The sequence below is a fragment of the Stenotrophomonas sp. MYb238 genome (assembly GCF_009496535.1).
Lineage (GTDB): Bacteria > Pseudomonadota > Gammaproteobacteria > Xanthomonadales > Xanthomonadaceae > Stenotrophomonas.
Genome location: NZ_WIDL01000007.1, coordinates 39277 through 59357, shown reverse-complemented (window position 1 = coordinate 59357; position 20081 = coordinate 39277). Strand labels below are relative to the sequence as shown.

At 70.0% G+C, this 20081-nt stretch carries 17 protein-coding genes; 8 read left to right on the top strand and 9 right to left on the bottom strand.

The window, feature by feature from the left end; all coding sequences use genetic code 11:
* Positions 1-84: 84 nt before the first annotated feature.
* Positions 85-465 (top strand): SseB family protein, encoded by a 381-nt coding sequence (locus tag CQ393_RS06635; protein WP_153190773.1) that lies wholly within the window; start codon positions 85-87, stop codon positions 463-465.
* A gap of 64 nt (positions 466-529) precedes the next feature.
* Here the strand turns inward: CQ393_RS06635 and CQ393_RS06630 are convergent, their stop codons facing one another.
* From CQ393_RS06630 to CQ393_RS06605, 6 genes are all read right to left on the bottom strand, one after another.
* Positions 530-2101: a PepSY-associated TM helix domain-containing protein gene (locus CQ393_RS06630; protein WP_153190772.1), complete on the bottom strand. Its 1572-nt coding sequence runs from the start codon at positions 2099-2101 to the stop codon at positions 530-532.
* Positions 2102-2111: 10 nt separating this feature from the next.
* Entirely contained in the window at positions 2112-2375 is a 264-nt protein-coding gene (locus CQ393_RS06625) for a hypothetical protein (RefSeq protein WP_153190771.1), read from the bottom strand.
* Entirely contained in the window at positions 2375-2668 is a 294-nt protein-coding gene (locus CQ393_RS06620) for a hypothetical protein (protein ID WP_153190770.1), read from the bottom strand. The genes CQ393_RS06625 and CQ393_RS06620 overlap by 1 nt, the downstream gene beginning before the upstream one ends.
* Before the next feature lie 16 nt (positions 2669-2684).
* Complete coding sequence (locus tag CQ393_RS06615) at positions 2685-4802, bottom strand: TonB-dependent siderophore receptor (RefSeq protein WP_153190769.1); 2118 nt, start codon at positions 4800-4802, stop codon at positions 2685-2687.
* A gap of 108 nt (positions 4803-4910) precedes the next feature.
* Entirely contained in the window at positions 4911-5942 is a 1032-nt protein-coding gene (locus CQ393_RS06610; protein ID WP_153190846.1) for a LacI family DNA-binding transcriptional regulator, read from the bottom strand.
* A 69-nt stretch (positions 5943-6011) separates the two neighbouring features.
* Positions 6012-6356, bottom strand: a complete 345-nt coding sequence (locus CQ393_RS06605; RefSeq protein WP_153190768.1) for a GIY-YIG nuclease family protein — start codon at positions 6354-6356, stop codon at positions 6012-6014.
* 87 nt (positions 6357-6443) lie between these two features.
* On the opposite strand from CQ393_RS06605, the gene CQ393_RS06600 reads away from it, so the two are divergent.
* The 4 genes from CQ393_RS06600 to bla all read left to right on the top strand — a co-directional run bounded on the left by CQ393_RS06600 (position 6444) and on the right by bla (position 10172).
* Positions 6444-6968, top strand: coding sequence for a DUF2239 family protein (locus CQ393_RS06600; RefSeq protein WP_153190767.1), 525 nt, complete (start codon positions 6444-6446; stop codon positions 6966-6968).
* 136 nt (positions 6969-7104) lie between these two features.
* A complete protein-coding gene (locus tag CQ393_RS06595; protein WP_153190766.1) occupies positions 7105-7644 on the top strand; it encodes a single-stranded DNA-binding protein in 540 nt (179 codons plus the stop codon).
* 232 nt (positions 7645-7876) lie between these two features.
* A complete protein-coding gene (locus CQ393_RS06590; protein WP_153190765.1) occupies positions 7877-9040 on the top strand; it encodes a P1 family peptidase in 1164 nt (387 codons plus the stop codon).
* Positions 9041-9125: 85 nt separating this feature from the next.
* The gene (gene bla / locus CQ393_RS06585) at positions 9126-10172 is read left to right on the top strand and encodes a class A beta-lactamase (protein WP_153190764.1); all 1047 of its coding nucleotides are present in this window, start codon (positions 9126-9128) and stop codon (positions 10170-10172) included.
* A 26-nt stretch (positions 10173-10198) separates the two neighbouring features.
* On the opposite strand, the gene CQ393_RS18180 is transcribed toward bla, so the two are convergent.
* On the bottom strand, positions 10199-11311 hold the full coding sequence (locus CQ393_RS18180; protein ID WP_228114326.1) for a helix-turn-helix transcriptional regulator: 1113 nt from the start codon (positions 11309-11311) through the stop codon (positions 10199-10201).
* 284 nt (positions 11312-11595) lie between these two features.
* Between CQ393_RS18180 and CQ393_RS06575 the strand changes: the two genes are divergently transcribed.
* Together CQ393_RS06575 and dgcA are read left to right on the top strand one after the other, a co-directional pair.
* The gene (locus tag CQ393_RS06575) at positions 11596-12618 is read left to right on the top strand and encodes a DUF1611 domain-containing protein (protein ID WP_194269599.1); all 1023 of its coding nucleotides are present in this window, start codon (positions 11596-11598) and stop codon (positions 12616-12618) included.
* A gap of 7 nt (positions 12619-12625) precedes the next feature.
* Complete coding sequence (dgcA, locus tag CQ393_RS06570; RefSeq protein ID WP_153190763.1) at positions 12626-13609, top strand: N-acetyl-D-Glu racemase DgcA; 984 nt, start codon at positions 12626-12628, stop codon at positions 13607-13609.
* A gap of 66 nt (positions 13610-13675) precedes the next feature.
* Here the strand turns inward: dgcA and CQ393_RS06565 are convergent, their stop codons facing one another.
* A complete protein-coding gene (locus CQ393_RS06565; RefSeq protein WP_153190762.1) occupies positions 13676-15442 on the bottom strand; it encodes a serine hydrolase domain-containing protein in 1767 nt (588 codons plus the stop codon).
* Between CQ393_RS06565 and CQ393_RS06560 the strand changes: the two genes are divergently transcribed.
* The gene (locus tag CQ393_RS06560) at positions 15395-18223 is read left to right on the top strand and encodes a TonB-dependent receptor (RefSeq protein ID WP_194269598.1); all 2829 of its coding nucleotides are present in this window, start codon (positions 15395-15397) and stop codon (positions 18221-18223) included. The two genes, CQ393_RS06565 and CQ393_RS06560, sit on opposite strands and share 48 nt — an antisense overlap.
* A gap of 69 nt (positions 18224-18292) precedes the next feature.
* Here CQ393_RS06560 and CQ393_RS06555 read toward each other — a convergent pair whose 3' ends face one another.
* Positions 18293-20059: an oligopeptide:H+ symporter gene (locus CQ393_RS06555; protein WP_153190760.1), complete on the bottom strand. Its 1767-nt coding sequence runs from the start codon at positions 20057-20059 to the stop codon at positions 18293-18295.
* Positions 20060-20081 lie beyond the last annotated feature (22 nt).

Here is a 20081-nt window from a genome sequence, read left to right as displayed (position 1 = left end):
AAGCCCCATCGCGGCTGAAGCCGCTCCTACGGTTGCCGTGCGGCACCGACGGTACAATCCTCGCCCCGCCGGATACCGCACGCCATGGATACGCTTCCCCCGCAGACCCCGCTCGAAACGCTGCTGAAGGCGGCCATGGACGGTGCGGTGCCGATCAAGGCCTTCATGCAGGCCTTCGTCGCCTCCGAGGTGGTGCTGCTGACCGGCAGCCTGGTCACGCCCGACGGCAGCGGTTTCGACCCGCTGCTGTTCGACAAGCGGGGCGTGCTGCACGTGGCGGTGTTCACCGACAGGGCGCGTGTCGGCTTCCACACCCAGCAGGCGCCGCACACGCTGCGCTGGCCGATGCTGGACGTATTGCGCCGCGTACCGGGCGGTTACGGCGTGGCGGTCAACCCCGGCACCACGTTGGGGTTTGAAATTTCACCGTCGGGTGTGGGCGAAATCCTCAAGGACTTCACCTGAAATCCGCGCTCCCGGAAAAAAACTCCGGGCAGGCGGACCGGAAGCGGACCGACGTGGTGCGGTCTCAGCCCGGCCTCACCCGGTCGGCCCAGACGCTATGCGGATCGCCCATGTGCGCCCGTCGCGCGGTGGCCCGCGCCAGCGCGGCAAAGCCCAGCGCCATCGCCAGGGCCACGCCATCCACCCAGAACAATGCCCACTGGCCGGATGCGGCGGTAGCCCATAGCCAGCGCCCGGTCATCAGCCCGTGGCCGAGCGGCACCAGTGCAGTGACCGCCGCCGCGAGCCACAGCAGTTCGCGCGCAGCCTGCGCAGGCGTGCGCAGTGCCGCCCACAACACGCAGCCGCCCCAGACCAGGAAGCAGGCCCAGCGCGTGCCGCGGTCGGCCAGTTCCGGCGCATAGGTCTTCAACACCTGCGCAGCAACGAACGCTGCCGACACCGCCACGCACAGGCCGATGCACACGCCGACCGTGGCCAGCGCCATGTTCACCTGCGCGCGTCCCTGCTGGACCTGCCGGCGCTTGCGCCGCGACTCGATCCACAGCAGGTTGCCCGAATAGAACAGGAAGCTGCCGCCCAGACCGAGCAGGAAATACAGCCACGGCACCAGCGCGTTGCCGTATTCGCCGAAGTGCAGGGCATAGGCGGCAGTGAGCGTGGCGTGGTTGGCGTCGCGCCGGCCCGGCAACTGGCTGGCGAGCACGTCCCCGGTGTTGGCGTCCAGCGCCACCGCGCCCAGCGGCCCCAGCGCGCGCGGCGATTCTCCGGTGATTTCGACGATAGCGTTGGTGTCCCCGGCATTGGCCAGTTTCAGGTAGGCCGGCTCGAAGGAGGCGATGCCCTGTTCGGCGGCTGCCTCGGCCGCGCGTTGGTGCCACATCGCCAGCGAACCGGAGATGGCCGGGGTGCCGGTGCCGGCGCGTACCGGGGCCGTGTCCAGCGCGGCCGGCAATGCCTGCATCAGCCGGTTGTCGAACACCAAAGGGTTGAGCACGGCCAGTTGCAGCGACAGCAGGCACAGCAGCGCGCCGGTGACGGCGAACAGCAGGTGGAACGGCAGGCTGAGTACGCCGACGAGGTTGTGCGCGTCCTGCCACAGCTGTTTGGTGTTGCGGCCCGGCCGCAGCGCGAACAGGTCCTTGAACAGGCGCGGCAGGTGGATCACCAGCCCGGACAGGATCGCCACGCCGTACAGCAGGCTGACCAGCCCCATCAGCTGGATACCGGCTACCGGCAGGCCCAGCGAGTAGTGCAGTTCGTTGACCAGTTCGGCCAGTCCGGCCTGCGGTGGCGTCGGGCTGCCTTCGAGCTGGCCGCTCCAGGCGTAGCGCCAGCCACCGCCGGCGTCCTGCCAGTAGGCCAGCGCCTGCGGCATTTCCGCGCCGGGGAAGGTCATGCCGAGGTGGTTGCGCGCTTCGGGATGACGCGCGAGCACGCCGTCGAGCAGGTGCTGCGCATCGTCCAGCGATTGCGGCGCGGCATCGGCCTGCGTGCCCTGCCACGCCGGCAGGTCGTGGTGGAACACGGTGATCGCGCCGGCGTAGAACGCCACGAACAGCGCCAGCCCGGCCACCAGCCCGACCCAAGTGTGCAGCGTGGTGAAGGTGCGCAGCGTCTGCGAACTGAACTTCATCGGAGTGTGCTCACTGTGCCAGCCCGCTGCCGCGCAGCAGCCACAGCAGCGCGAAACCGGTCACGGCCGCCAGCCCCAACCCGGCCCAGGCGCGACGCCCATTGCCGAACGCAAACGCAGCCGTGGCCGCGGCTATCCACAGCGGGATGAAGGCGACCAGCGAAGGCACCAGTGCCTGCTGCCACGGGCCGGGGGCCAGCCAGCAGCCCAGCCCGGTCAGCGCGGCGGCGAGGAAAAAGCCGGCGACGATCCCGGCCAGCGCCCGCGCCCACATCAGCCTTTCCCTTCCGGCAGGCGGGCCGGCGCACCGCCCAGCACGGCCAGCGCCGGCAGGGCGATGGCCGCCAGCGACCAACTGGCCAGCATCACGCACAGCCCGGCACCGACGCCGAGCGCGCCGATCCACAGCGCCAGTGCCGCTGCGGCGACCAGCAGGCCGAGGCCGGTGCCGGCCCTGTGCAGTGGGAGCGGCAACGACCAGCGGCAGTGGCGCGAGCCGGCGTACAGCAGCGCCGCCGAAAGCAGCGACGCGGCCGTGCCGAACAGGCCGGGCAGGAACGGACTCATGCGGTGCGCTCGTGGCTCACCACTGGTAACGCGCGCTGGCGGTGATCGAACGCGGGTAACCGTAGTAGCACCAGAACGCCGAATCGCAGGTGCTGACATATTCCTTGTCGGCCAGGTTCTGCGCGTTCAGCTGCAAGCGCCAGTTGCCGAGGTCGTAGTGCACCGCGGCGTCGAACAGGGTGTAGGACGGCGTGCGCCACAGGTTGGCGCTGTCGCCGTAGTGCGCGCCGACGTAGCGCACGCCCAGCCCAAAGCCCAGCCCGGCCAGCGCGCCGGCGGTGACGGTGTAGTCGCCGCCCAGCGAGGCGGTGTGTTTGGGCTGCAGCGGGATTTCCCGGCCCAGCGTGGCCGCGTCGGTGGTGCGGGTCACTTCCGAGTCGATGTAGGCGTAGGCACCGTGCACGCTGAAGTTGCGGGCGATGTTCCAGCGGCCTTCCAGCTCGACGCCGCGCGAGCGGACCTCGCCCTGCTGGATCGAATACAGGGTGTGGTCGGGATCAACCACCAGCACGTTGTTCTGGGTGATCTCGTAGGCGGCCAGCGTGACCAGCACATTGCCGTTGGCCGGCTGGTACTTGATGCCGGCCTCGACCTGCTCGCCGGTGGTCGGGTCGAAGGCGCGGCCGCCGCGGTCCGGGTGCTCGCTGCCGACCGCGGCCTGGAACGACTGCGACCAGCTCACGTACGGCGCGAAGCCGTTGTCGAACACGTAGTTGACGCCGACACGGCCGGACAGCTTGTCGTCGCTCTGGTGCGCGCCATTGGTGTCGGTGCCGACCCAGTCCTGGCGTCCGCCGAGGGTGAACACCCAGCGGTCCAGCTTGATCTGGTCCTGCATGTACAGGCCCAGCTGCGACTGCCGCTGGTCGGTGAAGCTGGTGAACGCCGGCCGCAGATTTGGCATGCTGCCGTACACAGGTGCGTAAGCATCCAGCGAGGTGGCGGTGAAGGCGAAGTCAGAGGCGTAGTCGCGGTTGGAGCGGCGGTAGTCCAGGCCGGCCAGCAGCACGTGCTCGGCGCGGCCGGCGTCGAAGCGCCATTGCAGGTTGTTGTCGATGCCGAAGGTCTTCTCGTCCTCGCGGGTGGAGAACAGGTAGCGGGTCAGCGTGCGCTTGTCGGCCTGCAGGCCGAAGGTGCCGACCACCACGTTTGGCTCCAGCGTGGCATCGACCACGCGCGCGCTCTGCCGGAACGAGGTGCCGCCGCCGAAGTCGTGGCTGAACTCGTAGCCCAGCGAGGCGACGGTCTTGACGTAGTCGTTGGAGTTCGGCTCGCCGGTGTAGAGGCTGGGCGAAATCCTGCCGTTGGGGTTGGGCAGCAGCGTGCCTTCCGGCGGCAGGAAGCCGGCACCGGCCTTGGTGTCGGCCTTCTGCCAGCGCGCCAGCACGGTCAGCTCGTTGGCCTCGTCCGGCTTCCAGGTCAGCGCCGGGGCGAAGTAGTAGCGGTCGTCGTGGATCTGATCGACGAAGGTGTCGCTGTTGCGCGCCAGGCCGGTGAGGCGGTACAGCAGCGTGCCTTCATCGTTGAGCTTGCCGCCCAGGTCGAACGCGGCCTGCTTCAGGTTGTCGCTGCCGACCTGCACCTCGACCTCGCGCAGCATGTCTTCGCGCGGGCGCTTGCTGACGTAGTTGAGCAGGCCGCCGGGCGGCATCGCACCGTAGTTGACCGAGGCCGGCCCCTTCAGCACTTCGATGCGCTCCAGCCCGTACGGCTCGACGCGGGTGGCGCCGGTCCAGGTACCTTCCGGCAGCGCCAGCCCGTCGAGGTAGCGCGCCGGGGTGAAGCCGCGCACCAGCAGCCAGTCGCTGCGGGTGTCCGGCCCGTAGCCGCCGCCCTGGGTGCCGGCGGTGTACCACACCGCTTCTTCGACGCCGTGCTGGCCGCGGTCCTGGATGTCGCGTGCGGTCACGATCGAGATCGACTGCGGCACCTCGACCAGCGGCGTGGCGGTCTTGGTCGCGGTGCCGGTGGCCTTGGGAATGGGCGCGGTGACCTGCACCGCGTCCAGGGTGCGGGCGTCCTGCTGGGCCAGGGCCAGGCCCGGGGCGGCCAGCAGGGCCAGATGGACGGCGACGGCAAGGCGGTGGCCGGGGCCGCGGGTGGGCCGGCGCAGGGAGCGGGGAAGGGCGTGCATGGGGTTTCTCTGGGAATGGGGTCGGCGGGCGCGGAAGCCGCCCGTCATGGCGCGTAGATGGTAATCATTCCCGTTTGAGGGCGCCATGCCGCCGTTGCCGGCCCGGGGTCAGGCCGCGACCGAGGAGCCGCGGATGGCCAGCCGGACCGGAATGCTGTGGCTCTCTGCCGGCTGGCCGTGGATCAGCGCGATCAGGCTGTCCACCAGCATCGCCCCGGCCAGCTTGGTGTCCTGCTGCACCGTGGACAGCGGCGGCACCGCCGAGCCGGCGATGGGGATGTCGTCGAAGCCGGCCACCGCCACGTCCTGCGGGATGCGCAGGCCATGCTCGCGCAAGGCCCGCATCGCGCCGATGGCGATCAGGTCGCTGGCCGCGAACACCGCATCGAACTGCCCGGCGCGCTGCAGCAACGCGTTGGCCGCCTCGTGGCCGGATTGCTCGGTGGTGATGGCATCGGCCTGCAGTGCCGTGACGGGCTCGATCCCGGCCTGGCGCAGCGCCTGCGCGTGGCCGCGGTAGCGTTCCAGGAATTCGGGGTAATGCTCCGAGGCGTGGCCGAGGAAGGCGATCCGCCGCCGTCCCTGCTCGAGCAGGTGGGTGGTGATGTCGAACCCGCCCTGGAAGTTGTCGCAGCCGATCGACACCCCCGGTTGGCCGGGCAGCGCCGCGCCCCAGCGCACGAAGTGGGTGCCCTGTTCGACCAGCCGCTGCAGCCGCTGCTCGGCCTCGAGGTAGTCGCCGTAGCCCAGCAGGATCAGCCCATCGGCCTTGTTGCTGTCCTCGAAATCGGCATGCCAGTCGCTGGACAGCTGCTGGAACGACACCAGCAGGTCGTAGCCCTTCAGCGCGCAGGCGCGGGTGATCGAGCCGAGCATCGAGTGGAAGAACGGGTTGATCAGCGAGTCGTCCGGGGTCGGGTCCTCGAAGAACAGCAGCGCCAGCGTGCCGGACTGCTGGCAGCGCAGGCTGGAGGCGTTCTTGTCGACCTTGTAGTTCAGCTGCCGCGCGATCTCGAGGATGCGCTTGCGGGTTTCGGCGTTGACCATCGGGCTGCCGCGCAGCGCGCGCGACACCGTCGGCTGCGAAACGCCGGCCATGTGCGCGATGTCCAGTGACGTGGCTTTGCCCTTGATGACCATCATGACCGGCAGCGTGAAGGTGCCGGCCATCATGCCACGCGGCGGCAGCGAGGGCGCCGGCCCGTGGGGTCAGCGCAGCGGCGTGGCGCCGGTCTGCCGGCACACCTCGGCCAGTGCGTCCTGCAGCAGGCGCGCGCGCTCGAAGTCGTGCAGCTCCGGGTCGTGCTCCAGCACGCGCGCGTCGTGGCACTCGAACGCATCGGCGCCGTGCAGGTTCCAGGCCTGCTGCAGTTGCCGGTGCGGGTGGTTGCCCAGGCGCAGGGTGAACCACAGCCGGTTGCCGATGGTGGACAGGTCGCTGGCCGGCCCGGCCCAACTCTCGCCGCTGGCGGTGCAGCGCACGCGGTAGATGCCGCTGCGGATCGCGCGGCGCTTGTAGTCGGCGATCTGCTGCCGGCGTTGATGCTTGTCCATGGGAAGACGGTCCTGAAAGGAAAGTTACATATTGCCCGGGTAAAAATATGATGGCAATATTACCCGGGTCAAATATGGAGCCGATGCATGAACGATCCCCTGAAGGCGCCCCACGCCCTGTTCGATGGCAGCCGCCTGCTGGCCCGCGGCGAACTGCGGGAGGTGGTACGGGAAGCCGCCGTGCGCGCGGGCGTGGCCGCGGACGGGCGTCCCCTGCTGTTGCTGGACGACCGCACCGGGCAGAGCCTGGACCTGGACCTGCGCGGCGATGCCGCGCAGGTGCTGCAGCGGCTGGGCGTGGTGGCGCGCGAGGTGACCCTGTTGCCGCGCCACTGGGAATGGCTGGCGGCGCAGCCCGGTGGGGCCTCGTCGGCCCTGCGCAGGCTGGTGGAGGAGGCGCGCCGGCGCGATGGCGGGGCCGGCGACCTGCGCCAGCGCCGCGAGGCGCAGTACCGGGCGATGCTGGCGCTGGCCGGCGACCTGCCGGGCTTCGAGGAGGCCAGCCGCGCCCTGTTTGCCGGCGACGCGGCCGGCTTCGCCGAGCGCCTCCGGCAATGGCCGGCCGACGTGAGGGATTACCTCGCCAGCCTGTCGGCGCACGACGCGGGTTGAAGGCGGGCAGCGGGCATCGCGGAGGGCGATGCTACTATCTCCCGTCCCGTCCTCTGGCGCCTGCGCCGGGGACCACGGGCGCCGGTCCGCAGCGGAGCCGGCGCATTCCCGGCACACAACGCAAAGAGCGAATCCCATGGCCCGCGGCATCAACAAAGTCATCCTGGTCGGCAACCTCGGCAACGATCCGGACGTGAAGTACACCCAGAGCGGCATGGCCGTGACCCGCATCAGCCTGGCCACCACCAGCGTGCGCAAGGACCGCGACGGCAACAACCAGGAGCGCACCGAATGGCACCGCGTGGTATTCTTCGGCAAGCTCGGCGAGATCGCCGGCGAGTACCTGCGCAAGGGCTCGCAGGTCTACGTGGAAGGCGAGATCCGCTACGACAAGTTCACCGGCCAGGACGGCGTGGAGAAGTACACCACCGACATCGTCGCCAACGAGATGCAGATGCTCGGCGGCCGTGGCGAGGGTGGCGGCGGTGGTGGCGGTTACGGCGGCGGCGAGCGCCCGCAGCGCCAGTCGGCACCGCGCCCGCAGGGCGGTGGCGGCGGCTACGGCAACCAGGACCAGGGCGGCGGCTACGGCCAGCGCCCGCAGCGCCAGGCGCCCGCCCAGCAGCCGGCCGCGCCGCCGATGGACGACTTCGCCGACGACGACATCCCGTTCTGACGGACAGCGCCTTCAGTCTCGACGTCCAGGAGCCCCGATTCTTCGGGGCTCTTTGTTTTTGCGTTGATCACCGAGGCAGGAATGGGGATTTCTCCCGATGCGCCGGCAACGCATCCGCGGCAGCATCGCAGGCGATGGGGCCGGCGCGCCGGGCCCGTATCGCGCTGTGGGGCGGGAAGAGCTTCCTGTACCTTGCCGCCATGTCCCGTGCCCTGCTGGAGGTCGTCGAATGATGAAGCGCTGGTCCATCCTGCTGTTCGCCCTGGTTGCCGGTGGCGCGGCGTCGGCCACGGTCGCGGCCGAGCAGCGGCCGCGCGCGCGCGAGGCCGGCGTGGTGATCGGCACGCTGCCGACCGGGCCGCGCAATGCGATCACCGACGTGGCCGGGGTTGGCGTCGGCCATGCCACGCTGCGCGAGGGCACGCGCCTGCATACGGGCGTCACCGCGATCCTGCCGCATGCCGGCAACCTGTACCGGCAGCGGGTGCCGGCCGCGATCGTCGTCGGCAACGGCTACGGCAAGCTGGCCGGCATCACCCAGGTGCAGGAACTGGGCGAACTGGAAACGCCGATCCTGCTGACCGGGACGCTGAGCACCTGGAAGGTCGCCGACGCGACGGTGGACTGGCTGCTGCGCCAGTCGGGCATGGAGCAGGTGCGTTCGATCAATCCGGTGGTCGGCGAGACCAACGACGGCTATCTCAGCGACATCCGCGCGCGTCCGCTGACGCCGGCGCTGGTGGAGCGCGCCCTGACCACGCCGTCCTATGCCGAGGTCGAGGAAGGCGATGTCGGTGCCGGCGCGGGCACGGTCGCCTTCGGCTGGAAGGGCGGCATCGGCACCAGTTCGCGGCACCTGCCCGCGGCCGATGGCGGCTACACGGTCGGGGTGCTGGTGCAGAGCAATTTCGGCGGCGAACTCACCATCGCCGGCGTGCCGGTCTGGAAGGCGCTGCCGGAGCCGGCGGCCTACGCGCGCAGCCTGGCGGTACCGCCGCCGAGTACCGGCGACGGCAGCATCATGATGGTGGTGGCCACCGATGCCCCGCTTGACGCGGCGCAGCTGCAGCGGCTGGCGAAGCGGGCGCTGGTGGGGCTGGCGCGTACCGGTTCGGTGATGTCCAACGGCTCGGGCGATTACGTCATCGCCTTCTCCACCGCGAAGGGAAACCGGCGCGATCCGGAGGTGGCGGCGCAGCCGGCGCGCAGTGTCGCCGGCGAGGCGATGTCGCCGCTGTTCCAGGCCGCCGCCGAGGCGACCGAGGAAGCCATCGTCAATTCGCTGTTCCGCGCCCATACCGTGCAGGGACACCGCGGCACCGCGGCGGCGTTGCCGCTGGAGCCGGTGCTGGAGGCGGTGCGGCGCGCGAAGGTCGCGGTACCGGCGTCGCCCTGACACCCCCGATGTACGCGGCCGCGGCGCATCGCAGGGGCGCGGCGATGCCGCCGTTACCGCGGTCGCCCCGGCCGATGGAGAAACCATGCACGTGTTGATCGCCGCCTTGCCGCCCTTCCGCCGGTTCCCGTGGGCAGCCGTCCTGTTCGCCTTCGCACTGCTGCCGGCATGCGTGGCGCCAGCCTCCGCCGCGTCCACGTCGGTGGAGGCCGGTGGCCTGCAGCGGGAACTGGAGCGCCTCGTCGCGCCGTTTGATGGAAAGGTCGGCGCCTACGTGCTGGACCTGCGCAGTGGCCGCCACGCGCAGGTGAACGGCGATGCCGGTTTCCCGATGGCCAGCACGGTCAAGGTCCCGGTGGCGGTGCACATCCTCGCCGTGGTCGACGAGGGCCGGCTCGACCTGCGCCAGCAGGTCGTGCTGCAGGCGTCCGACATCTACCCGGCGATGGGCGGGCCGATGGATACCCATCTGACCGCGGGTTCGGCCATCACCGTGCGCGACCTGCTGCACATGATGCTGGCCGTCAGCGACAACAACGCCACCGACATCCTGATCCGCCTCGGCGGCGGCCCGGCCGCGGTGGACGCACGCATGCGCGCGCTGGGCATCGACGGCATCCGCGTCGACCGCTACATCTGGGAGATGCTCGCGCACTCCATGGGCGAGCTCGAGGTGTCGGCCGACAGGCCGATCAGCCACGCCGGCTATGCCGCCCTCGACGCGACCGTCAGGAGCGTCGAGGAACAACGGCGCTTCACCCGCCTGTACAACGCGGACCCGCGCGACACCAGCACGCCGGCGGGCATGGCCGCGCTGCTGCGGCGCATCTGGGAGGGCAGGGCATTGCGCCCGGATACCACCGCCGTGCTCAAGGCGATCCTGCTGGACTGCCGCACCGGGCAGGCACGGCTCAAGGGCATGCTGCCCGACGCCACGCCGGTCGCGCACAAGACCGGCACGGTCGACGAGGTGATCAACGACGTGGGGGTGATCGTGTTGCCGGGCGGCAGGGGCGAGGTGGTCGTGGCGGTGTACCTCGTCTCCGGCGCCAGCGACCAGGCCCGGGACCGGATGATCGCGCAGGTCGCGCGCGCGGCCTACGACTACTTCCTGTTCGTTCCGCAGGAGTGAGGCGAACGTCCGCGCGCCTCATGCGCTCAGTTCAGCAGCCGCGCCAGCTGCGTGCGGTTGGCCACGTTCAACTTGCGGAAGATCGAGCTGATCTGGGATTCGATGGTCTTGCGCGAACGGCACAGGCGTTCGGCGATGGCGTCATTGCGCAGTCCGGACGCGACCAGCCCGGCGACCTTGCGTTCGCTGGGCGAGAGGCACTGGAGCAGCGGCAGGGCGCGTGCCGGGAGGGCGTCGGCCGCGTCCTGCGCCTCGCCGTCGGGCACGAGGATCAGCAGGTGCTGCGCATGGCGGAACGAATTGCCCGGCGCCGAGCTGATCTCCACCCGCAACGTTTCGCCCGGGCGCTGCGGGTGCGCGATGGCGAAGGTGGCGCGGTTGCCGGGAGACGGGGCCGCGCCGGCCGCATCGGCCATCCAGCGGCGCAACGGCGCCTCGATCGCGTGCGGCAGCCGCCCGCTGCGCTCTGCATCGGCGCTCCAGCGCCGGCACAGGCGCTTGGCTTCGCGCGACATGTAGGACGGCGCCAGGGTCTGGTCCACCAGCACCGCCGCCAGCGGCAGCTCATATAGCAGGTCTTCCACGGCCTTGTGCCGCAGGCGGTCGGATTCGAGCATGCGCACGCGTTGCAGGCTGGCGTCCAGCAGGGGATACAGGTCGGCCAGGAAGGCCAGTTCGGCGTCGGACAGCTCGGCGTGCGCGGTGAGGATGCGGATGCTCAGCACCGCTTCCAGGCGCGTGCCCTCCCAGAACGCCAGGTGGATGAACTCACGCCAGCCCGGCGTGGGGTTCTGCGCCTTGAGCCGTTCCGGCGCGTGCGCGTCCTGCGAGGCGATCTGCGAGAACGTATACCAGCGGATCCGCGGGTTCGCGTCCAGGTAGGGCGCCGCCACCTCGAGGCTGGTGACCAGGCGGCTGCCGTCGTCGCCGCCGTCGGCCAGGTGATGGCGGCCCTGCAGCGGCTGGTAGCCGTCGATGTCGAACAGCAGGCTGCACGAGTGGCAGGGCAGGGCCTTGTTGATCAGCGCCGCGCAGGCCTGCCACAGCGATGCCATGTCCAGCGCCTTGACCACGGCCGCGCGTTCGACGGCCAGGCCGTCCGACGCGGCGGATGCGCAGGTGGCATCGAGCATCAACATGGGCATCTCCCGGAAGCGGCGGACATCGCGATGGACGGCATGCAGGCGACGACCCGCGTTCGCCGTTATGTAGCAGCGACCCCGCGTACTGGCAAGTAGCGCGGGCGATGACCGGCATGCCGCCGGCCGTTGCCGGCGCGGGCCGCCGATATCCGGGTTTTTCCCGATTCGCGGGCGATGCACGGTATGGTCGAATGACTTCGGTTCAGACCGGCTCGGGCAAAGGTGAGGGCAGCCATGCGACATGCGAAAGAACAGCGGCAGATGGGACCGGAGGCGAGGCCATGAGCGCAGCGGCCGGCAGGCTGGTCCTGCGCATGCCCTACCTGTTGTTCCTGGGCGAGGAGACCAACCCGCTGAAGGCCAAGACCGCCTTCGGCCTGCGCGACTGGAGCGCACCGGACTGCATCGGCCAGACGCGGCTGCCCGGCGGCAGCATCGACCTGGGCCTGCCGGAGATGGACCCCGCCGCCGCGGCCGCCGCTGGCGCGCGTTCGCTGGTGATCGGCGTCACTCCGGTCGGCGGACGCATTCCCGCACACTGGAGTCCGTTGCTGATCGCCGCGGTCGAAGCCGGCCTGGACATCGTCAGCGGCCTGCACACGCCGCTGGAATCGGTGCCCGGCCTCGCGTCGGCGGCGACGCGTTCGGGCGCGCGGCTGGTGGACGTGCGCCGTCCGCCGGACAACCTGCCGCGCGCCACCGGCAAGCGGCGCAGCGGCAAGCGCGTGGCCATGGTCGGCACCGACTGCGCGCTGGGCAAGAAATACACCGCGCTGGCGCTGGCGCGGGCGATGCGCGGGCAGGGCGTGGACGCCGATTTCCGCGCCACCGGCCAGACCGGGATCATGATCGCCGGCGCCGGCATCGCCGTTGACGCGGTGATCGCCGATTTCATCGCCGGCGCGGCCGAGTGCATCTCGCCCGATGCGGCGCCCGGGCACTGGGACCTGATCGAAGGCCAGGGCTCGCTGTTCCATCCGGCCTACGCCGGCGTCACCCTCGGCCTGCTGCACGGCTCGCAGGCCGACGGCCTGGTCCTGTGCCACGACCCGCTGCGCACGCACCTGGTCAGCTGGCCGGATTACCCGGTGCCGGGCCTGGCGGTGGCGCGCGACCTGTACCTGCAGGCGGCGCGCCTGACCAATCCCGGCGCGCGCCTGGTGGGGGTGAGCCTGAATACCTCGGCGATGGACGATGCCGCCGCGCAGGAAGCGCTGGAACGCGCCGGGCGCGAACTGGGCGTGCCCGCCTTCGATCCGATGCGCAGCCGCCTGGACCAGGTGGTCGCCTCGATCATGGGTTGAGGCGGCCATGGCGCGCACGCTGCACGCCAGGCCGCATGCCTGGAAACTGAGGGAACCGTTCGCCATCGCCCGCGGCGTGCGCAGCGAGGCGCGCGTGGTCATCGTCGAGCTGCACGAAGATGGCCTGGTCGGCCGTGGCGAGGCCGGCGGCATCGCCTACCAGGGCGAGACGCCGGAAAGCATGCTCGCGCAGATCGAGCAGGTGCGCATGGAAATGGAGCAGGGCTGCGACCGCCGTGACCTGCTGCGGCTGCTGCCGGCCGGCGGTGCGCGGCATGCGCTGGACGCGGCGCTGTGGGACCTGGAGGCCCGGCGCAGCGGCGTGCCGGCGTGGACGCTTGCCGGCATCCGCCAATGGCAGCCGGTCGACAGCGCGGTGACCATCGGCATCCGCGACATCGCCGCCTACGAAGCCACCGCGCGCGCGCATGCCGATTACCCGTGGCTCAAGGTGAAGGTGGGCACGGGCTCGCCGCTGGATGCGGTGGCCGCGGTGCGTCGCGGCGCGCCGCGGGCGCGGCTGATCGTCGATGCCAACCAGTCGTGGAGCGTGGACGAACTGCGGGCGTACGCGCCGGCCCTGCGGCCCCACGGCGTGGACCTGCTCGAACAGCCGGTGCCGGTAGCGCAGAGCGAGGGCCTGCGCGGCTACGACGGCGCGATTCCGGTCTGCGCCGACGAAGCGCTGTCTACCTTGGACGATCTTCCCGGGCTGGTCGGGTGCTACCAGTACGTCAACATCAAGCTGGACAAGACCGGCGGCCTGACCGCTGCGTTGGAACTGGCCGCGGCGGCGCGCGCGGCGGGCTTCCGGCTGATGGTGGGCTGCATGCTCGGCGGCTCGGTGTCGGTCGCGCCGGGCATGGTGCTGGCGCAGCTGTGCGAGGTCTGCGACCTGGACGGCCCCTGGCTGCAGGCCGAGGACTGGCCAGGCGGCATCGTCTACCTGCGCGGACGCATGGCGATGCCGGAACCGGCGGTATGGGGCTGAGCGCGACCTGATCGCAACGACCGGGCCGGTTGCGGCGTCTCCGCGACCGGCCTTTCGCCGGCGGCTTCAGTCCTGCGCACTGGACCAGTCGACCGCCGGGTAGCTGCCCGGGCCCATGAACATGCGCAGCACCTGCTTGTAGGCGGCCGGCCCGTTCTCGCTGTTGGTGAACAGCACCAGGCTCTCGCCGCTGGCCGGATCGAGCATGAAGAAGGCCTTGAAGCCGGGGTTGTCGCCCCAGTGCCAGACCAGCCGCCGGCCGTCGGCCTCCTGCAGGCCGACGCCCAGGCCCCAGGCGATGAACGGATCGGCCGGGCTGGGCGAGGCCGGGTCGTCGGCATCGCTGGAAGGCGCGGACATCAGCGCGTGCGTGGCCGGCGTCAGTCCTTCGCCGCGGTACAGCGCGCCCTGGATGAAGTTGTCGTAGTCGTGGGCATTGGTGACCAGCGTCCATGCGGTGTTCTCCCACGCGAACACCCGGTCCGCTTCGGGCGTGCCGTCCTTGCCGTGGCCTGACGCGTTGCGCACGTCGAAGGCGGGGTCGGTGAGGTAACTGCTGCTGGGCATGTCGAACCGCGAGAACACCTCGCGCGCGGCCAGCGCGTTCCAGCTTGACCCGGTGATGTGTTCGAGCGTGCGCTGCAGCAGGTAGAAGCCTTCGCCGGAATAAGCGTAGTGCTCGCCGGGCGCGAATCTGCTTTCCAGCGGCGTGCGGTCGATTGCCGGGTCCGATGGCGATATCTGCCAGTTGCGCAGCCCGCTGGTGTGGTTGAGCGCCATGCGAGCGGTGATCCTGCGCGCCAGCGGGTTGTCCTTCGTCCTCTGCGAATGCCAGTAGTCCCACAGCGGCGTGTCGAGATCGAGTTTTCCTTCGTCCATCAGGCGCAGCGCGATATAGGCGGCGACGACCTTGGACAGCGAAGCGGCCTGGAAAACGGTGTCGTCGCCGACCTTCGCCGCCGCGCCGTTCTTCAGTACGCCATGGCAATACGCTTCGGAGACTCCCGCGCGGGTGTGGATCAGCTGTGCGCCGGGAATGCCGTTCGCGCGCATCGCCGCATCGAACGCTTCGCGGCAGGCGCGCGCATCGCCCGTCTCCGCTGCCGCCGACGCGCTGCAGCCATGGTGGGCGATGGACATTGGAGCGGCGGGCTGCGCATGCGCCTCGCCCATGGAAAACAGCGCGAGCGCAAGAACGGCCGTGCGAGGTGCCTGGATCTTCATCTTTTCCCCGGTCTGTTCGGAAAGGCGGTGACTGGCGCGCATCGCGGCGCCTGCATGTGCGGAGCGATCCGCAGGCGCGACGCGCAGGGTGTCATGGACGAATCGCGTGACTCTGCGATGCACGCCGGCCGCGGCAACCATAGCGCATCCGCGCGTGCATGAAAGCGGTTTGAAGATGCTTTTTTCAAGCTGTTTTCCATCGTTTCCGATGTGACGGAACGGCGCCGGAAAAAGCCGCCCGCACGCACGAAGAATCGGGGTTTTTCCCGATGCGTGGCGGGTCCGGCCGCGCCTAGGATCGATGGCATGTTCCGGGAAAGCGCGCCCGCAGGGCCGCCACGCGACCGGAACGCTTCCGGGTACGGCATCACGCCCGGCGTTGCCCCGCGCACCGCCGACGGCCGTCGCCGCGCCCGGAAAAGGACAGGGCCGTCCTTCGCCACATATCGCCATCGCCGCAGTGCCATCCAGCCGATCCATGCCGAGCAACCGGGGAGACGAACCATGACGTGCCTTCGCCACCAGCAACCGCAGCGCAGCCGCCTGGGCGCGGCTCTCCTCATGGCCCTGGCGGCTGCGCTCGTGGCAACGGCGGCCGATGCCGCGCATGCGCAGGAGGCAGGACAGGCCGCGACGCGCGAGGATGGCGACGGCGGCGCTGCCGCGCGCACCCTGGACAAGGTCGAGGTCACCGGCTCGCGCATCAAGCGCGCCGAGGTCGAAGGCCCGTCGCCGGTGGTGGTGATCACCAGCGAGGACATCCGCAAGCAGGGCTACAGCACCGTGGCCGAAACCCTGCAGACCCTCACCCAGTTCAACGGCGATGTCGTCGGTGGCGAATTCAATGCCAGTTCCTCGCAACCCGACGCCGCGTTCCTCAACCTGCGCGGCCTGGGCGTGGGCTACCAGCTGATCCTGCTCAACGGCAAGCGCATGACCGAGTACGCGGCCAGTTCCGGCGCCGCCTCCACCGGCGTCAGCGTCGGCAGCATCCCGGCGGTGGTGGTCGAGCGCATCGAAGTGCTCAACGGCGGCGCGTCGGCGATCTACGGCTCCGACGCGGTCGCCGGCGTGGTCAACATCGTCACCCGCGACAACTGGGAAGGCGACCACCTGCGCGTGCGCGGCGGCACCACGACCCGCGGTGGCGGCGATACCGGGCAGTTCCAGTTCAGCGGCGGCAAGGCCTGGGACCGCGGCAGCGTCACCTATGCGTTCGAGCAGCTCAACCGCGAGCCGATCTTCTCCTGGCAGCGCGGCAACATCATCCGCACCGGCATGAACGCGCCGGGCAACGCCGGAACCAGCCGCCCCACCTTCGGGCTGGATAGCGCGCTGATGGACGCCGGCTACAACGACTACTACTGGCTGGGCCAGGACGGCCGGCTGCTTTACGCCGGCGACGTCGATGCCGATTCGGCCGCGGCGGCGCTGGAACGCACCTGCCGCACCATGGGCCGCAACTACTTCCCGATGTACGGCTCGGCCAGCGCCGAGCGGCCCTATGCCTGCGGCAACGCCAACTATTACGACGGCGACACGCTGGCCAACAAGTACGACAAGACCTCGGCCTACGTGTCGGGCAGTTTCCGCTTCAACGACGCCGTGGAGGCCTACGGGCAGCTGCTGGTGCAGCGCTCGCGCAGCGAGGCCGCGCACCGCACCAGCATGTACCTGTACAACGCAGGCAACGCGCATGACGTGGAGATCGGCCAGTTCGAATACTGGCGCGCGCTCGATCCCAACGACATCGGCGGCGCACCGATGCGGGTGTGGGACGAGACCACGATCAGCGCCAACGCCGGCGTGCGCGGCACCCTGGGCAGCCGTTTCGACTGGGATGCCAGCCTCAGCCTGTCGCGCGACGAGATGAAGAGCAGCTGGAAGCAGCTGATCACCGACCGCGTGCACCGCTACCTGTTCGGCCAGGCGCTGGGCGAGGTCGATGGCGCGCCGCTGTACCGCATCGATCCTGCGGTGCTGTTCGGGCCGATCACGCCGCAGCAGTACGCGTCGATGGTGGACACCATCCGCAACCGCAACCTGTCGCAGACCGCGCAGGCGCAGTTCGTCCTCGGTGGCGCGCTGTTCGCGCTGCCGGCCGGCGACGTGGAGATGGCCTCGGTGTTCGAAGCCTCGCACTCGAAGTACGAGCTGCGCCCGGACCGGCGCAGCCTGAGCACCTACACCGGCGCCGACAAGACCTTCAACCACACCGGCGTATCCGGTGGCGGGCCGCGCGACCGCTACGGCGCCGGCGTCGAGTTCCGCATCCCGCTGCTGCAGCGGCTGGTGGCGAACGTGGCCGGGCGCTGGGACAAGTACGACGACATCTCCGACGTGGGCGATGCGACCACCTGGCAGGCCAGCCTGGAGTGGCGGCCGTTCGACAACCTGCTGCTGCGCGCCAGCCGCCAGACCAGCTTCATGGCGCCGAACATCATGTGGCTGTACGGCGAGCCGGTGACCAACTACGACGACTACATCACCAACTACTACCTGTGCCGCGTCGACGGCCTGGACCTGACCACCACCGCCGGGCTGGCCCAGTGCGCCACCGACCACCACGAGAGCGCCTGGTACGTGGAAGGCGGCAACAACAGCCGCCTGCACGAGGAGACCGCCACCTCCAACGGCCTGGGCATCGTCTGGGACGTCACCGACAGGCTGTCGCTCAGCGCCGACTACTGGGAGATCACGCTCAAGGGCAAGAGCCAGTACCTGGACACCGCGACCCTGATGAGCGAGAACGCAAGCTGCCTGCTGGGACGGCGCGTGGACGGAACCCCGGTCGACCCCAATTCCGGCGCATGCGCGATCTACCTGAGCTATGTGCAGCGCGACGCGGCGGGCGGCGTCACCGAATACTTCCTCGACGCGATCAACCAGGCCGGCGTGCGCACCAAGGGCGTGGACGCGAGCCTGAAGTACGCCTGGAGCTGGGACAGGTTCGGCGATTTCAGCCTGAACGCCGGCTACAGCCGCACGCTGGGCTACGACGTGCAGATCGCCGCCGGCGACCCGTGGCAGGACTACATGGGCTGCTCCTACGCGGCGACCTACAGCTGCGGCGACCAGCCGCTGGCCTTCCGCTCGCGCACCAACTGGACGCTGGGCTGGAACCGCGGCGACTGGTCGGCCAGCATGTACGGCTACCGCAACGGCGCGCGGGTGAACTACCAGGCCAGCGCCCACCTGCCGGCGTACGTACAGTGGAACGCCAGCCTGTCGAAGAAGATCACCGACCACCTGCGCCTGGGCGTGGACGTGACCAACCTGTTCGACCGCTACGGGCCGAAGGACACGAGCATGACCTGGTACCCGTTCTACCAGAACATCTACGGCATCCAGGGCCGCGCGGTCTACGTGAACCTCGACGTCGATTTCTGATCCGAAGCATGGCCGGAAAAACGACGGCGCCTTCCGGCGCCGTCGTCGTTTCCACCGCTGGCCGGCGGCTCAGCGCACCCCGTGCATCATCCGCTTCAGCAGCGGCGAGGCGAGCAGGGCGATCAGGGCGCAGCCCAGGCCGATCCACATCAGCAGCCAGAACAGGTGCTCATAGCGGGCGGCGGCCTGGACGATGTCCATCGCCTCGCCTTCGGGCACGTCGATGGCGGCGAGCTTGCCGAACAGCGCGGCCAGCGTTTCCGAGAAGGCGGTGGCCAGGAACCAGGTGCCCATCATCAGGCTGACCACGCGCGGCGCGGCCAGCTGGGTGACGGCCGACAGGCCCACCGGCGACAGGCACATTTCGCCGATCTCCAGGACCAGGTAGGCCAGCACCAGCCACCACACGCTGGCCATCTGCCCGGTGGCGCCGACATGCTGCGCGGCCAGCGCCAGCGGCACGAACGACAACGCGCCGAACACCAGCCCGAACGAGGATTTGACCGGCTTGGACGGATCCAGCCCGCGCCGGTCCAGCCATGCCCACAGCGCGGCGAACAGCGGCGCCAGCAGCACCAGGAACAGCGCGCCCAGGTAGGTCAGCGAACCGGCGGTCTGCGGCAGCACCAGGCAGTCGCGCACCAGCATCACCAGCATCGCCGCGACGATGACGGCGAACAGCACGCGCGGCGCGTTCGAGGCCGCATCGCACTCGGACAGGCGCGCGGCGACCACGAAACCCAGCGGCGCCAGCAGCAGCGAGGCGATCGACCACGGCAGCGGCGTGCCTTCGCGCACCACCAGCGACGGCACCAGGTCCTTGCTCAGCAGGCGGTCGGTGAAGGTGACCCACGAGCCGTAGGTCTGCTCGTACATCGTGAAGAACACCAGCGCCATGAAGATCAGCGCCATCAGCGCGATCATCTGCTGGCGCTGCACCGGCGTGCAGCGGGTGCCGGTGAACCAGGCGAACCACAGCAGCACCCCGCCCAGCACCACGATCATCAGCATCAGCGCCAGGCTGATCTCGCCGCCCAGGGCGAACGCGCCATTGGCCGCGGCCCACATCAGCGCCGCCACCGGCAGCACGCCGGCGATGGCGACGGCGTAGATCAGCCACTCGCGCGGCAGTCCGGCCACGCGCTCGCGCAGCGCCGCCGGCTGCGGCGGTTCGGCGTGGCCCTGCAGGTATTTCTGGCCCCACAGGAACATCGCCAGGCCGACCAGCATGCCGATGCCGGCGGCGCCGAAGCCGTATTTCCAGCCGTAGGCCTCGCCGAGGAAGCCGCACACCAGCGAGGCGAACAGCGCGCCAAGGTTGATGCCGGCGTAGAACAGCGAGAAGCCCGAATCGCGGCGCGGGTCGTTCTCCGGGTAGAGCCGTCCGACGATGGTGGAGATGTTGGGCTTGAGGAAGCCCACGCCCATGACGATCAGCGCCAGCGACAGGTAGGTCGCGCCCAGCGCGGTGTCGTCGCGCACCACCTCGCCGCCGACACGGTGCGCGGCGTGGCCTTCGAAGGCCATGCCCAGGTGGCCCAGCACCAGCAGGATGCCGCCGAACACCACCGCCTTGCGCATGCCCAGCCAGCGGTCGGCGAGCAGGCCGCCGAACACCGGCACGCAGTACACCAGCCCGCCGTAGGCGCCGAGCAGGTCCAGCCCGGCCTTGTCGCCGAACAGGTGGTACTTGGTCAGGTAGAGCAGCAGCAGCGCCTTCATCCCGTAGAAGGAAAAGCGCTCCCACATCTCGGTGAAGAAGCAGACGTAGACGCCCTTGGGGTGGCCGAGGAAGTCGCTGGACGGGGAAGCCGCGGGAACGGTGGACGCGTGCATCGGGACGCCGGTTGTGAGCGGC

Excerpts from the sequence above, each read along its gene's own strand:
- CQ393_RS06600 (WP_153190767.1), top strand. The coding sequence starts at position 6,444 with ATGAACGATCCCCTGAAGGCGCCCCACGCCCTGTTCGATGGCAGCCGC.
- bla (WP_153190764.1), top strand. The coding sequence starts at position 9,126 with ATGCACGTGTTGATCGCCGCCTTGCCGCCCTTCCGCCGGTTCCCGTGG.
- CQ393_RS18180 (WP_228114326.1), bottom strand. The coding sequence starts at position 11,311 with ATGTTGATGCTCGATGCCACCTGCGCATCCGCCGCGTCGGACGGCCTG.
- CQ393_RS06620 (WP_153190770.1), bottom strand. The coding sequence starts at position 2,668 with ATGAGTCCGTTCCTGCCCGGCCTGTTCGGCACGGCCGCGTCGCTGCTT.
- CQ393_RS06590 (WP_153190765.1), top strand. The coding sequence starts at position 7,877 with ATGAAGCGCTGGTCCATCCTGCTGTTCGCCCTGGTTGCCGGTGGCGCG.
- CQ393_RS06630 (WP_153190772.1), bottom strand. The coding sequence starts at position 2,101 with ATGAAGTTCAGTTCGCAGACGCTGCGCACCTTCACCACGCTGCACACT.
- CQ393_RS06555 (WP_153190760.1), bottom strand. The coding sequence starts at position 20,059 with ATGCACGCGTCCACCGTTCCCGCGGCTTCCCCGTCCAGCGACTTCCTC.
- CQ393_RS06575 (WP_194269599.1), top strand. The coding sequence starts at position 11,596 with ATGAGCGCAGCGGCCGGCAGGCTGGTCCTGCGCATGCCCTACCTGTTG.
- CQ393_RS06565 (WP_153190762.1), bottom strand. The coding sequence starts at position 15,442 with ATGCGCGGCATCGGCCGCCGTTGCCACGAGCGCAGCCGCCAGGGCCAT.
- CQ393_RS06625 (WP_153190771.1), bottom strand. The coding sequence starts at position 2,375 with ATGTGGGCGCGGGCGCTGGCCGGGATCGTCGCCGGCTTTTTCCTCGCC.
- dgcA (WP_153190763.1), top strand. The coding sequence starts at position 12,626 with ATGGCGCGCACGCTGCACGCCAGGCCGCATGCCTGGAAACTGAGGGAA.
- CQ393_RS06610 (WP_153190846.1), bottom strand. The coding sequence starts at position 5,942 with ATGGTCATCAAGGGCAAAGCCACGTCACTGGACATCGCGCACATGGCC.
- CQ393_RS06615 (WP_153190769.1), bottom strand. The coding sequence starts at position 4,802 with ATGCACGCCCTTCCCCGCTCCCTGCGCCGGCCCACCCGCGGCCCCGGC.
- CQ393_RS06595 (WP_153190766.1), top strand. The coding sequence starts at position 7,105 with ATGGCCCGCGGCATCAACAAAGTCATCCTGGTCGGCAACCTCGGCAAC.
- CQ393_RS06605 (WP_153190768.1), bottom strand. The coding sequence starts at position 6,356 with ATGGACAAGCATCAACGCCGGCAGCAGATCGCCGACTACAAGCGCCGC.
- CQ393_RS06560 (WP_194269598.1), top strand. The coding sequence starts at position 15,395 with ATGGCCCTGGCGGCTGCGCTCGTGGCAACGGCGGCCGATGCCGCGCAT.
- CQ393_RS06635 (WP_153190773.1), top strand. The coding sequence starts at position 85 with ATGGATACGCTTCCCCCGCAGACCCCGCTCGAAACGCTGCTGAAGGCG.